This window comes from Microbacterium sp. VKM Ac-2870, assembly GCF_015350795.1.
Taxonomy (GTDB): Bacteria; Actinomycetota; Actinomycetes; order Actinomycetales; family Microbacteriaceae; genus Microbacterium.
This window is the reverse complement of the sequence record NZ_JADKSH010000001.1, coordinates 225,413-238,909: the sequence shown is the minus strand read 5'-3', so window position 1 is coordinate 238,909 and position 13,497 is coordinate 225,413. Positions and strand designations below refer to the sequence as shown.

The following is a 13,497-nucleotide window of genomic DNA, read 5'->3' as shown; positions in this document are numbered from 1 at the left end:
ACCACCGTAGCCCGGAAGATCAGTCCGTGCGAGGCATCCGGGGATTCGTCGGGAGGGCATTGACATCGCGGCGCGGACCCAGCACGCTCGCCCGCGTCACCGCTCCCCCGCCGAACCTGTCGCGCGCATCGTCGAGGGCGGCATCCACGCGCCGCCAATCCTCGTCGTCGTCCCAGAGCGCGATCGCGCCGTTCGTGCCGCCACGCAGCTTCTCGGCGCGCACACCGATCAGGCGCACCGGCTGGGTCAGTTCGATGCTCTCGAAGAGGCCGATGGCGACATCCCCGATGCGCTGTCCGACGTCGGTGGCCTCGCCCAGCGAGCTCGATCGCGACAGGGTCGTGAAGTCGGCGTAGCGGAGCTTCACGGCGATCGTGCCCGACCGCCAGCCGCCCGCACGCAATCGTGAGGCGACGCGGTCGGCGAGCCGTCTCAGTTCGCTGCGCAGCACCGCAGTGTCGCTGACGTCCTGCAGGAAGGTCTCCTCGTGCCCGATGCTCTTCTCGACCCGCTCGGTTTCGACGGCGCGAGGGTCGTTGCCGTGCGCGAGCTGCCAGATGCGCTCTCCGCCCGCGGCGCCGAGGGCCCGGTCGAGTACCCCGCGCGGTGACGCGAGGATGTCCGATACCAACCGGATGCCGCGCCCTTCGAGAGCCTCGGCGGCCTTGGGGCCGACGCCCCATAAAGCCGAGACGGGAAGTGCGGCCAGGAACGCCGCCGTGTCGGGCTCGCTGACGATCAGCAGACCATCGGGTTTCGAGCGCGTCGAGGCGATCTTGGCGACGTGCTTCGTCGCGGCCACGCCCACGCTGCACACGAGGCCGGTCTCGGCGCGCACCCGAGCACGCAGCATGCGGGCGATCTCTCCGGGCGATCCCCAGAGCCGTCGCGCGCCGGCGACGTCGAGAAACGCCTCGTCGATCGACAACGGCTCAACGAGCGGCGTGATGCCGTGGAAGATCGCCATGATCTGTCGCGAGAGCGCGGCGTACCGCTCGAAATGCGGTGTCACGACGATCGCCTGCGGACACAGCCTCAGCGCCTGCGCAACGCCCATCGCGGATCTGACTCCGAAGCGGCGCGCCTCGTACGACGCACTGGCAACAACGCCGCGCCCCTCCATGCCGCCGACGATCAGCGGCTTTCCGGCCAGTGTAGGGTCGTCCAGCACCTCGACCGATGCGTAGAACGCGTCCATGTCGACGTGGAGGATGCGTGTTCCGGTGTCATCGGCGTCGTCGGGAGAGACGATCCGTCCCGATCCGTCGCCGCGTCCCATGCATCCATTGTCGGTGACGCCACCGACACGGGTGGCGTCACCGACTCAGGTCGTGTCGCTCTGTCAGTCAGGCGGTCAGAGAGCTGCAGCGCGTTCGAGCACGAGCTCGCGCACGCGGGCGGCGTCTGCCTGGCCCTTCATCGCCTTCATGACCGCGCCGATCACAGCGCCGGCGGCCTGCACCTTGCCATCGCGGATCTTCGCGAGCACGTCCGACTGAGCCACCAGTGCCTCATCGATTGCAGCGATGAGGGCACCGTCGTCGGAGACGACCGCGAGACCACGCGCATCGACGACTTCCTGCGGCGTGCCCTCCCCCGCGATCACGCCTTCGAGCACTTGACGGGCCAGTTTGTCGGTCAGGGTCCCGTCGTCCACCAGCTTTTGGAGAGCCGCGATGGACGCCGGCTCGACGAGCGAGGACGGCTCGACGCCCTCCGCGTTCGCGAGACGTGAGATCTCGCTCATCCACCACTTGCGGGCGGCCGTCGGTGAGGCGCCGGCCGCGACCGTCGCGTCCACCTCCGTGAGCAGACCCGCGTTCACGATGCCCTGGAAGTCGATGTCCGCGAATCCCCACTCGGCCTTCAGCCGACGGCGGCGGGCCGTCGGCGGCTCGGGAAGTTCCGCACGCAGGCCCTCGATCAGCTCCCGCGACGGTGCAACCGGCAGCAGATCGGGCTCCGGGAAGTAACGGTAGTCATCGGCATCCGACTTCGGGCGACCGGGCGAGGTCGTGCCGGTGTCCTCGTGCCAGTGGCGGGTCTCCTGCGTGATCGTGCCGCCTGCGGCGAGGATGGCCGCCTGGCGCTGGATCTCGTGGCGCACGGCACGTTCGACGGAGCGCATCGAGTTGACGTTCTTCGTCTCCGTGCGTGTGCCGAGCTTCTCCTGTCCACGTGGACGCAACGAGACATTCGCGTCGCAGCGGAGGTTGCCGCGCTCCATCCGCGCCTCGGAGATACCCAGGGACAAGACGATGTCGCGGATGGCGCGCACGTAGGCCGCTGCGAGCTCGGGGGCGCGGTCTTCCGCGCCGAAGATCGGCTTGGTGACGATCTCGACGAGCGGCACACCGGCACGGTTGTAGTCGACCAGCGAATACTCCGCGCCCTGGATACGTCCGGTCGCGCCGCCGACATGGGTGAGTTTGCCGGCATCCTCTTCCATGTGTGCACGCTCGATCGGCACATCGAAGACGGTGCCGTCCGTGAGCTCGACCTGGACCTGGCCCTCGAAGGCGATCGGTTCGTCGTACTGCGAGATCTGGTAGTTCTTGCCCAGGTCGGGGTAGAAGTAGTTCTTCCGCGCGAATCGGCTCGACGGAGCGATCTGGCAACCCAGGGCAAGCCCCAGACTGATCGAGAAGCGCACCGCGGTCTCGTTGACAACCGGAAGCGACCCCGGCAGGCCCATGTCGACCGGGGCGACGAGTGTGTTCGGCGCGGCGTCGTGGTTGGACGCGTGTGCCGGGTTGCCGGCCGGCGAGAACATCTTGGTCTCGGTGTTGAGCTCGACGTGCACCTCGAAGCCGAGCACGGGCTCGTACAGCTTCAGTGCCTCATCGAAGTCCATGAGTGCGGCCTTGGCCATCAGCGGTTTCCTCCCAGCAGCGGCGCGCGGTCCAGCAAGGGACCACCCCACGAATCGACGAGCAGTGCTTCGGCGGCTGCGCCCACGCGGTAGAGGCGCGCGTCTTCACGCGCCGGAGCGATGAACTGGATGCCGACGGGCAACCCGTCCTCCTCGGCCAGCCCCGACGGGATCGAGATGCCCGGTACCCCGGCGAGATTGACCGGGATCGTCGTCACATCGTTGAGGTACATCTGCAGCGGATCGTCGATCTTCTCGCCGAGCTTGAACGCGGTGGTCGGAGCCGACGGTGTCGCGATGACATCGACCTGCGCGAACGCGGCATCGAAGTCACGCTGGATGAGCGTGCGAACCTTCTGCGCGCTGCCGTAGTACGCGTCGTAGTAGCCGGCCGACAGCGCGTAGGTGCCGAGGATGATGCGACGCTTCACCTCGTCGCCGAATCCGGCATCGCGGGTTGCGGCCATGACGTCCTCGACGGTGCCACCGGGGACGTCGACACGGAGGCCGAAGCGCACGGAGTCGAATTTAGCCAGGTTGCTCGAGGCCTCGGCGGGGAGGATCAGGTAGTACGCGGCGACCCCGTACTCGAAGTGCGGCGCGCTGATCTCGACGATCTCGGCGCCCTGCGCCTCGAGCAGCGCGAGCGCGCCACGGAACGACGCCGACACGCCGGCCTGGAACCCGCTGTCGGGCAGTTCCTTGATGACGCCGACCCTGAGACCCTTCAGCACCTCTCCGGACGCGCCCTCCCGGGCGGCTGCGGCGAAGGACGGCCAGGCGTCGGTGAGCGACGTGGCGTCGTGGGGGTCGTGGCCGCCGATGACGTCGTGCAGCAGCGCGGAGTCGAGCACGGTTCGCGACACAGGACCGACCTGGTCGAGCGAGGATGCCAGGGCGATCGCCCCGAACCGGCTCACGCCGCCATAGGTCGGCTTCATGCCGACGGTACCCGTCACGTGCGCGGGCTGGCGGATGGAGCCGCCGGTGTCGGAGCCGAGCGCGATCGGTGCTTCGAAGGCCGCGACGGCCGCGGCCGAACCGCCGCCCGAGCCACCCGGGATGCGGTCGAGATCCCACGGGTTGTGCGTGGGACCGTACGCGGAATGCTCGGTGGAGGATCCCATCGCGAACTCGTCCATGTTGGTCTTGCCGAGTGGCACGAGACCCGCCGCGCGGGCGCGGGCGACGACGGTGGCGTCGTAGGGCGAGAGGAAACCCTCGAGGATCTTGGAGCCGCTCGTCGACGGCATATCCGTCGTGACAAGCACGTCCTTGATCGCCAACGGCACTCCGGCGAGCTCACCGAGGTGCTCTCCTGCCGCGCGTCGGCGATCGATGTCCGCGGCGACGTCGAGCGCATGATCGCTGACGTGAAGGAAGGCATGCACGTCGCCATCGACGTCCGCGATGCGCTCGAGATGCGCGCGCGTGGCCTCGACGCTGGAAATCTCGCCGGTGGACAGCTGCGACGCGAGGTCGGCCGCGCTCAGGCGGGTCAGATCGGTCACTGCTCTTCTCCCAGGATCGCGGTCACGCGGAAACGGTTGTCCGCGGCATCCGGAGCGTTCTGGAGCACCTGCTCAACCGTCAGCATCTGACCCACCACATCTGGACGGAAGACATTCTCGAGCGGGATGGGGTGGCTGGTCGCGGGTACGTCGGGGGTCGCCACTTCGGAGACCTTGGCGATGTTGTCGACGATGACCGAGAGCTGGCCGGTCAGGCGCTCCACTTCGTCATCGTCGAGCTGAATCCGGGCCAGAACGCCGAGATGGCGAACGAGTTCAGGGGTGATTTCAGACACCCCTCGATTCTAGTCGGCCGCCTTCGGCAGACTTCTCACGGCGGCTAGGCTGACCGGCGTGAGCAGCGCGCCCTCCTACGACCCTCCCCGCCCCTGGATCGCCAGCTACGCCGCGGGCGTGCCTGCCGACCTCGAGCCCGTCACAGGTTCGCTGCTCGACATCGTCGACGCCTCCGCCCGCGACTACCCGGACGCTCCCGCGTTGCAGTTCTTCGGGCGGACGACGTCCTATCGCGAACTCGTGCAGGCGATCGACCGCGCTGCAGCGGGCCTGCGCGAGCTGGGGGTGAGCACGGGCGACAGAGTCGCGATCGTCCTCCCCAACTGCCCTCAGCACATCATCGCCTTCTACGCGATTCTGCGGATCGGCGCGATCGCCGTCGAGCACAACCCGCTCTACACGCCGCGCGAGCTGCGCAAGCAGTTCGAGGACCACGGCGCGAAGGCGGCGATCGTCTGGAGCAAGGTGGTGCGCACCGTCCAGGAGTTCCCGTCCGACCTCGCCGTGACCACGCTGATCAGCGTCGACATCACGCGCGCGATGCCGGTCTCCCTCCGCTGGGCGCTGCACCTGCCGGTTGCCAAGGCGCGCGAGTCGCGCGCGGCGCTGACCGAACGCACCATGAGCGCGATCCCGTGGGAGCGCGTGGTGCAATCGCCCGCGCTGCCGGCATCCTTTCCCCGCCCGGTGACCGACGACGTGGCGATCATCCAGTACACGAGCGGCACGACGGGAACCCCGAAAGGCGCGGTCCTCACTCACCGCAACCTGCTCGCGAACGCCCGCCAGGCGCAGGCGTGGGTGCCGCAGATCCAGCGAGGCAAGGGATGCGTGGTCTACGCCGTGCTGCCGATGTTCCACGCGTACGGACTGACCCTGTGCCTGACCTTCGCGATGTCGATGGGGGCGCGCCTCGTGCTGTTCCCCCGCTTCGAGCCCGACCTGGTGCTCGCGGTGACGAAGAAGCACCCGGCGACCTTCCTCCCCCTCGTGCCACCGATCGCCGACCGGCTGCTGAAAGCGGCCCGCGCGGCCGGAGTCTCGCTCGCGGGTACCGAGGTGGCGATCTCGGGAGCGATGGCGCTCCCCCACGAGCTGGTCGTGCCCTTCGAGGAGGCGACCGGAGGCTACCTCGTCGAGGGCTACGGGCTGTCGGAGTGTTCGCCCGTTCTGATGGCGAACCCGGTTGCCGACAACCGTCGCGCCGGCACGATCGGCCTCCCGCTTCCCGGCACCGAATGCCGCGTCGTCGATCCCGATCATCCGTCCACCGACGTGCCGGCGGGCGAACGCGGGGAGCTTCTCGTACGCGGGCCACAGGTGTTCCAGGGTTACTACGGCAAGCCGGAGGCCACCCAGGCGGTCTTCGTCGACGGCTGGTTCCGCACCGGAGACATCGTGCAGATAGACGAGGACGGATTCGTCCGCATCGTCGACCGCATCAAGGAACTCATCATCACGGGCGGGTTCAACGTCGCCCCGACGGAGGTCGAAAACGCGCTCCGTCAGCATCCGCACGTCGTGGATGCCGCGGTGGTGGGACTGCCCAGCGGGCATTCGGGCGAAGAAGTGGTCGCCGCCGTGGTGCTCGACCCGTCAGCCGACACCGACACCGACGCCATCCGCGACTACGTGCGCGCCATCTTGACGCCGTACAAGGTGCCGCGACGGATCTTCGTTGTGGACGAACTCCCGAAGTCGCTCATCGGCAAGGTGCTGCGCCGTCAGGTGCGCGACTCGCTGCTGAACCTCACGCAGCCGCCGCACGCCTGAGGCGGATCAGCCGGCGTCGGGCGTGAGCGCATCGAGAGCTGCGGGGCCCTGTTCCACGAGTATTCGGAACTGTGCGGCATCGATGATGCGCACGCCCAGCTCTTCGGCTTTAACGAGCTTCGACCCTGCCCCCGGTCCTGCGGCGACGAAGTCCGTCTTCTTCGAGACCGACGATGCGGCCTTGCCGCCGGCGGCGAGGATGGCTTCCTGGGCGCCTTCGCGGGTGTAGCCGTCGAGCGAGCCGGTGGCGACGACCGTGATGCCCTGCAGCACGCCGTCCGCCGAGGCCGCCGCCCCGGGCCCCGGGTGGCCGGGAATCTCCAACCGCGCTCCAGCTGCGACCCAGCGGTCGATGATCTCCCGGTGCCAGTCGACCGCGAACCATTCGATGAGCGAGTCGGCGATGATGCCCCCGACCCCGTCGACGGCAGCGAGCTCCTCGCGATCTGCGGTGCGAATCGCCGCGAGTGAACCGAACCACTGTGCGAGCGCGCGGGCCGCGACGGGTCCGACATGGCGAATGCTGAGCGCCACGAGGAACCGCCACAGATCCTTCGTCTTGGCCTTCTCGAGCTCATCGAGCAGCGTGAGCGCTTGTGCGGACGGCTGTGGTCCGGTGAGCCCCTGCTTCTTCTCGGCGGGCGACGCGTTGCGTCGAAAGGGCGAGCGGGTCACCGGAATGCCCGTCTCTTCGTCGAGCTTGGGCTCTCCGGTCTCGCTGTCGCGCACCACGACCTCGATCGGCACCAATTGCGCGAGGGTGAGGTCGAAAAGTGCCGCTTCTGTGGCGAGGGGAGGCTGGGCGGGCACCGACGGCTGCGTCAGTGCGGCGGCGGTCACCTCGCCCAGCGCCTCGATGTCGAGGGCCCCCCGCGACCCGATGTGCTCGACGCGCCCGCGCACCTGAGCGGGGCACGTACGGGTGTTCGGACAACGCAGATCGATGTCGCCTTCCTTGGCCGGCGCGAGCGGCGAGCCGCATTCCGGACAGTGCGTCGGCATCACGAAGGCGCGCTCGGTGCCGTCACGCAACTCCACCACCGGGCCGAGCACCTCGGGGATGACGTCGCCGGCTTTGCGCAACACCACGGTGTCGCCGATGAGGACGCCCTTGGCGACGACGACCTCCTGATTGTGCAACGTCGCCTGCCGCACCACCGAACCGGCAACGCGGGCGGGCTCCATCACGGCGAACGGTGTCGCCCGCCCGGTGCGCCCCACGGAGACCACGATGTCGAGGAGCTTCGTGTTGACCTGCTCGGGCGGGTACTTGTACGCGATCGCCCATCTCGGGGCCCTGCTCGTCGCACCCAGCTCGTCGTGCAGAGCGAGCTCGTCGACCTTCACCACGATGCCGTCGATCTCGTGCTCCACATCGTGGCGATGCTCCGCGTAATGGGCCACGAAGTCGATGACGCCATCGACGTCGGCCACCGTGCGGAAGTACGGGCTCGTCGGCAGGCCCCATTTTGCCAGCAGTTCGTAGACCTCGCTCTGTGCGAACACCGGCGGCGCGGGCCACGCACCGATGCCGTGGACGTAGAGGCGCAACGACGCGAGCCGCGCCTGGCCCGCTTCCAGCTCGCCCCCGCTCTTCTTGTCGAGCTGCTGACGGAGCCCGCCGCTGGCGGCATTGCGCGGATTCGCGAAAGCCGGAAAACGCCGCGCGGCGCTGCGGACGAGCTTCTCCTGATCGGCACCTCGCTCCGCGCCGTCCGCGATCACGCGCTCGCGCAGCCGTGCCTGCAGTGCGTTGAGCCCGTCGAAGGCGGCGACCGGGATGTAGACCTCGCCTCGCACTTCGACCAGAGCAGGATGCCCTGACCCCGCCAATCGCGCCGGGATCCCCGCTACCTGCAGCGCGTTGACGGTGACGTCCTCGCCGACGCGGCCGTCGCCGCGGGTCGCTGCCGACACGAGGACCCCGTGTTCGTAGCGGAGGTTGATCGCGAGCCCGTCGATCTTGAGTTCGAGCAGCCACCGCACCGGGCGGCCGGCGGATGCCTGGGTCTTGGCGCACCACTCGCGCAACTCATCGGCGCTGAAGACGTTGTCGAGACTCAGCATGCGCTCGGCGTGCTCCACGGGGGCGAACATCGTAGTCTCGGCAGCGCCGACCGAGAGACTAGGCGAATCTTGACCCTGCACCTCGGGGAACTGGCGCTCGATCGCCTCCAGCCGACGCATCCACCCGTCGTAGGTGGCATCGTCGACGATCTCAGCGTCTCGACCGTAGTAGGCGTCACGCGCGCCGACGATCAGATCGCTCAGACGCTGCACCTCCTGGCGCGCGTCGTCGAGGCTCGTCGGAAGGGGAATGGCGTGGTCCGTCACCCGGCCAGTGTAGGCGGCACCTCGGACAGAGACGCGGCCCGTACGGATGCGGGCCCGAAGATACCAGAGGCTATGCGGAGACCGGCACGGCCGAGACGGTGTGATCGATCGTGAACTGACCGATCACGCGCGTGCCGTCGTAGAGAACCGCGGTCTGCCCGGGAGCGACGCCGTCGAAGGGGGCTTCGGGGGTGACGGTGACGGTGCCATCCGCGACCACCGCGCGTGCGGGCACCGGTTCGGCGTGGGCGCGGATCTGTACGTGGCACGCGAACACGGGCTCGGCAGGAACGCGGCCTGCCCATGTGCTCCGCGCGCCGGAGATCTCGGCGGTCGCCAGCGCCTCCTTCGGTCCGACGACGACCGTGTTGGAGATGGGACGCACTTCCAGCACGAAACGCGGCTTACCGTCGGCTGCCGGCACACCCAGCTGCAGACCACGACGCTGTCCGACCGTGTATGCGTGCGCCCCGGCGTGCGTACCGACGACGCTCCCGTCGCGATCGACGATCTGGCCCTGCTCGGCGCCGACCTTTTCGGCGAGCCATCCGCGCGTGTCGCCGTCGGGGATGAAGCAGATGTCGTGGCTGTCGGGCTTCTGCGCCACGGTCAGCCCGCGGGCCGCGGCCTCCGCCCGGACCACGGCCTTCGACGGCGTGGAGCCGAGCGGGAAGTACGTGTGCGCCAGCTGTTCGGCGGTGAGCACGCCCAGCACATATGACTGGTCCTTCGCCTCGTCGCTCGCGCGGTGCAGCTCTCGACCACCCGGGCCGTCGATGAGCGTGGCGTAGTGGCCCGTACACACGGCGTCGAACCCCAGCTCCAGCGCGCGCTCGAGCAGAGCGGCGAACTTGATCTTCTCGTTGCATCGCATGCACGGGTTGGGGGTGCGCCCCGCCTGATACTCGGCGACGAAGTCGTCGATCACGTCCTCACGGAAGCGCTCGGAGAAGTCCCATACGTAGAAGGGGATGCCGAGACGATCGGCGGCCCGACGAGCATCCATCGCGTCTTCGATCGTGCAGCAGCCGCGGCTTCCCGTGCGCAGGGTGCCACCGGCGCGAGACAGCGCGAGATGCACACCGACGACGTCGTGTCCCTCATCGACCGCCCGGGCCGCGGCCACAGCGGAGTCGACGCCACCACTCATCGCCGCAAGAATCCGCATCCTTCCAGTTTACGAGCTCCTCGATGAGAAGGCGCTGGATCAGCGCGCGCCGCCCGCTGCCACCGCTCGCGCGTACGTCACCGGCAGAGCGGCCAGCAACGCGTCCACATCGTCGTCGGTGCTCGTGCGGCCCAGGGTGATCCGCAGCACCGAGCGCGCCACCCGCTCGTCACGCCCGAGCGCGAGCACGACGTGTGACGGCTCGGCGACGCCGGCCTGACAGGCGGAACCCGTCGAGACGGAGATTCCCGCCTGATCGAGCAGGAACAACATGGTCTCCCCGGCGGCCCCCGGAAAGTGCACGTGGACGTTGCCGGCCAGGCGGTGCTCGACATCTCCGAGCATTTCCGCGGCGGGTACCGCCCGACGGAGGCCGGCGACGAGTCGGTCGGCGAGTTCGCGCAGGCGTACCGTTTCGTTCACGCGTTCGGCTTCTGCCTCTTCGAGGGCCACGGCCAGGGCTGCGGCGCCGGCGACGTCCTGAGTTCCCGACCGCAGGCCGCGCTGCTGTCCGCCGCCGTGGACCAGCGGGGCGATGCGGGCGTGTCTCGACACGACGAGCGCGCCGGTGCCGACGGGCGCGCCGACCTTGTGCCCTGAGATGCTCATCGCCACCAAGCCGGCGGGGCCCGCGGCATCCCCCCTCCACGCCGAGAACGAGACGGGAAGGTGGCCCATCGCTCCGACGGCGTCCAGGTGCAGCGGAACGGCGGCGTGGGCTGCCGCCGCGCCCAGCGCCGCGACGTCCTGCACGGTTCCCACCTCGTTGTTGGCGACGAGCGCGGTCGCCACCGCTGCGGGGTCGTCGGTGCTGAGCGCATCGGCAAAGGCCGCGGGCGCAATCGTCCCCGCGGCATCGAGTGCGACGCGTCGGACGCTAGCGCCCTGAGTCTGGAGCCAACCGACCGTGTCCAGCGTCGCGTGATGCTCACCGTCCGGCAGCACGATCGCCGAAGAACTTTCGGGGCGCGCCCACCACAACCCCTTCAGAGCGAGGTTGATCGCTTCGGTACCGCCCGAGGTCAGCACAACCTCGATGGGATCGCAGACCAACACCGCCGCGATCTTCTCGCGCGACTCCTCCAAGAGTCGGCGCGCGGCCTGACCGGCCCCGTGCACCGACGAGGCGTTGCCCACGAGTGCGGATGCCGCGATCCACGCGTCGCGCGCCGTGCTTCGCAATGGCGACGACGCTGCATGGTCGAAGTAGATCGACATGACGCTCCCGCACTCGTGACGACGCGGCTTCACCGCCTCACTACTCTAGAGCGCATGCCAAGCCCGAAGCCGTCCGATCCCACATCCGCCGTCGCCGTGGTCGACGACGCCGACAGCACTCCTCCGGCGCTCGTCGGATCAGCGTACGACCGGATGGGCGTGACGATCGGTGCCGACGGCGGCACGCTGCGCGTCTGGTCGGAAGAAGCCACGGCGGTCGAGCTGGTGCTCTTCGATGGCGAGGACCTCGACTGGATCACCGGGACTCTGCCGCTCATTCCCGCCGGTGACGACGTCTGGGAGGTGACCACGCCCGATCTGCGCGTCGGTGCGCGCTACGCACTGCGGGTCGACGGACCCTCCGGGCCGGGGCGCACCTTCAACCCCGAGACTCTTCTCATCGACCCCTACGCGCGCGGTCTGGTCCCGGTGCGCCTCGGGCAGTGGCGTTCCGCCGTCGTCGACGACGCATTCGACTGGCGCGGCGTCTCACGGCCGAGCGTGCCGATGGATCGGACGGTCATCTACGAAGCCCACGTCAAGGGGCTGACAAAGCGGCATCCGGGTATCCCCCCGGCACTGCACGGCACCTACGCGGGCCTCGGCCATCCCGCGATGATCGCGCATCTCAGGGAACTGGGGGTGACAGCTGTCGAGTTGCTGCCCATCCACGCGTTCGAGACCGAGCCGCGTCTGCTGAATCAGGGCCTTACCAACTATTGGGGCTACAACTCCCTCAACTTCTTCACCCCGCATGCCCCGTACGCCACCGCCGACGCCGTCGCCGCGGGGCCGGGCGCCGTCCTGCGCGAAGTCAAGACGATGGTGCGCGACCTGCACGCGGCCGGCATCGAGGTCATTCTCGACGTCGTCTACAACCACACGTCCGAGCTCGGCCTCGGCGGTCCGCGATCGAGCCTGCGCGGTATCGACAACCGCGGGTACTACCGCCAGCAGGATGACGGGGCATACGTCGACGTCACCGGATGCGGCAACTCGGTGAACACGGCGACGGATGCCACTGCACGCCTGGTGCTCGACTCGCTGCGGTACTGGGCGCAGGAGGTGCAGGTCGACGGCTTCCGTTTCGATCTGGCCGCGACGCTGGGCCGAGATGCTGCGAACTCCTTCGATCCGCAGCATCCCCTGCTCCGCGCGATCATCGACGACCCGGCGCTGGCCGGACTGAAGATGATCGCGGAGCCGTGGGACGTCGGAATGGGCGGGTGGCAGACGGGCAACTTCGGCGCGGGCTGGTCTGAGTGGAATGACCGCTACCGCGACCGCGTGCGCAACTTCTGGCTCAGCGACATCGACTACGCCCGCCGGGCGGCCGTCTCGCCGGTGGGGATCGGCGGGTTCGCGACGCGGCTCGCGGGCTCGTCGAACACGTTCAGCGCCGAGCGCGGTCCGCTCGCGAGCATCAACTTCGTCACCGCACACGACGGCTTCACGCTCCGCGATCTCGTCTCGTACGACGTCAAGCACAACCTCGGCAACGGCGAACAGAACCGTGACGGCGCCGACACCAATCGCTCCTTCAACCACGGTGCGGAGGGAGCCACCGACGACCCGGGCGTGCTCGCCACGCGTCGGAAGGCGATGCGCAATCTGGTGGGAACGCTCCTGCTGTCGGCCGGGGTCCCGATGATCACAGCAGGTGACGAGTTCGGGCGCACTCAGCGCGGCAATAACAACCCGTACTGTCACGACTCACCGTTGACGTGGGTCGACTGGGATCACGCCGCCTGGCAAGAGGACCTGCTGGCCCACGTCCGTCGCCTCGTCGAGCTGCGACGCGACAACCCGGCCCTGCGGCCTCGCCGATTCGCTCGGGATGCGCTCGTCGTGCCCAGCGCCTCGGTGATCGACTGGTACGACGAGCACGGCGACACCATGTCGATCGAACGCTGGACCGATCCGGCGCACCGAACCTTGCAATACGACGCAGCATCGACCCCCGAGGAAGAGGCGCCCAACCGCATCCTCTTGATCGTCCACGGCACCGAACGGCCTGTGGAGGTCACCCTGCCTCGCATCGACGGCGTCGCAGCATTCGTGTCGCTCTGGTCGAGTGTTCCGGAGCGGCCCGACGAACACGAGCGTGTGTTCGCTCCCGGTGAGAAGCTGACGCTTCCGGGAACCGCGCTGCACCTTTTCCGTATGCAGTGACAGGTTCGCCCCTGAAAAACAAGGCCCCAGGCGAGTGGTGCGCATCCGTCGGCTTCGACGGTAGGTTCGAAACGTGGCTTCGATGACGCGCTCTGCTCCTCCCGTTTCCTCCCCCACGACGCCCCCTTTCCGCAGTTCCGCGCCGCTTCCGC

Annotated in this window: 9 protein-coding genes; 2 read left to right on the top strand and 7 right to left on the bottom strand. The window is 68.7% G+C overall.

All coding sequences use genetic code 11. From position 1 onward, the window contains the following. Nucleotides 1-19: 19 nt before the first annotated feature. The 4 genes from dinB to gatC form a co-directional block, all read right to left on the bottom strand. The gene (gene dinB / locus ITJ43_RS01160) at nucleotides 20-1,279 is read right to left on the bottom strand and encodes a DNA polymerase IV (protein ID WP_194581343.1); all 1,260 of its coding nucleotides are present in this window, start codon (nucleotides 1,277-1,279) and stop codon (nucleotides 20-22) included. Nucleotides 1,280-1,354: 75 nt separating this feature from the next. Next, nucleotides 1,355-2,872 (bottom strand): Asp-tRNA(Asn)/Glu-tRNA(Gln) amidotransferase subunit GatB, encoded by a 1,518-nt coding sequence (gatB, locus tag ITJ43_RS01155; protein WP_194581338.1) that lies wholly within the window; start codon nucleotides 2,870-2,872, stop codon nucleotides 1,355-1,357. After that, nucleotides 2,872-4,383, bottom strand: a complete 1,512-nt coding sequence (gatA, locus tag ITJ43_RS01150) for an Asp-tRNA(Asn)/Glu-tRNA(Gln) amidotransferase subunit GatA (RefSeq protein WP_194581336.1) — start codon at nucleotides 4,381-4,383, stop codon at nucleotides 2,872-2,874. The genes gatB and gatA overlap by 1 nt, the downstream gene beginning before the upstream one ends. Further along, the gene (gatC, locus tag ITJ43_RS01145; protein WP_194581334.1) at nucleotides 4,380-4,679 is read right to left on the bottom strand and encodes an Asp-tRNA(Asn)/Glu-tRNA(Gln) amidotransferase subunit GatC; all 300 of its coding nucleotides are present in this window, start codon (nucleotides 4,677-4,679) and stop codon (nucleotides 4,380-4,382) included. Before gatC ends, gatA begins: the two co-directional genes overlap by 4 nt. Nucleotides 4,680-4,737: 58 nt before the next feature. On the opposite strand from gatC, the gene ITJ43_RS01140 reads away from it, so the two are divergent. Beyond that, nucleotides 4,738-6,453 (top strand): long-chain-fatty-acid--CoA ligase, encoded by a 1,716-nt coding sequence (locus ITJ43_RS01140; protein WP_194581332.1) that lies wholly within the window; start codon nucleotides 4,738-4,740, stop codon nucleotides 6,451-6,453. A gap of 6 nt (nucleotides 6,454-6,459) precedes the next feature. On the opposite strand, the gene ligA is transcribed toward ITJ43_RS01140, so the two are convergent. From ligA to ITJ43_RS01125, 3 genes are all read right to left on the bottom strand, one after another. Continuing rightward, nucleotides 6,460-8,787, bottom strand: a complete 2,328-nt coding sequence (gene ligA / locus ITJ43_RS01135; RefSeq protein ID WP_194581330.1) for an NAD-dependent DNA ligase LigA — start codon at nucleotides 8,785-8,787, stop codon at nucleotides 6,460-6,462. Between the two features lie 70 nt (nucleotides 8,788-8,857). Then, nucleotides 8,858-9,955, bottom strand: coding sequence for a tRNA 2-thiouridine(34) synthase MnmA (mnmA, locus tag ITJ43_RS01130; RefSeq protein ID WP_194581328.1), 1,098 nt, complete (start codon nucleotides 9,953-9,955; stop codon nucleotides 8,858-8,860). Nucleotides 9,956-9,994: 39 nt separating this feature from the next. Continuing rightward, nucleotides 9,995-11,173 (bottom strand): cysteine desulfurase family protein, encoded by a 1,179-nt coding sequence (locus tag ITJ43_RS01125; RefSeq protein ID WP_194582396.1) that lies wholly within the window; start codon nucleotides 11,171-11,173, stop codon nucleotides 9,995-9,997. Nucleotides 11,174-11,227: 54 nt separating this feature from the next. On the opposite strand from ITJ43_RS01125, the gene glgX reads away from it, so the two are divergent. Continuing rightward, on the top strand, nucleotides 11,228-13,345 hold the full coding sequence (glgX, locus tag ITJ43_RS01120; protein ID WP_194581327.1) for a glycogen debranching protein GlgX: 2,118 nt from the start codon (nucleotides 11,228-11,230) through the stop codon (nucleotides 13,343-13,345). Nucleotides 13,346-13,497 lie beyond the last annotated feature (152 nt).

Bases quoted from the DNA above. Each gene is read 5' to 3' on its own strand.
- dinB (WP_194581343.1), bottom strand. From the start codon at position 1,279: ATGGGACGCGGCGACGGATCGGGACGGATCGTCTCTCCCGACGACGCC.
- gatB (WP_194581338.1), bottom strand. From the start codon at position 2,872: ATGGCCAAGGCCGCACTCATGGACTTCGATGAGGCACTGAAGCTGTAC.
- mnmA (WP_194581328.1), bottom strand. From the start codon at position 9,955: ATGCGGATTCTTGCGGCGATGAGTGGTGGCGTCGACTCCGCTGTGGCC.
- ITJ43_RS01125 (WP_194582396.1), bottom strand. From the start codon at position 11,173: ATGTCGATCTACTTCGACCATGCAGCGTCGTCGCCATTGCGAAGCACG.
- glgX (WP_194581327.1), top strand. From the start codon at position 11,228: ATGCCAAGCCCGAAGCCGTCCGATCCCACATCCGCCGTCGCCGTGGTC.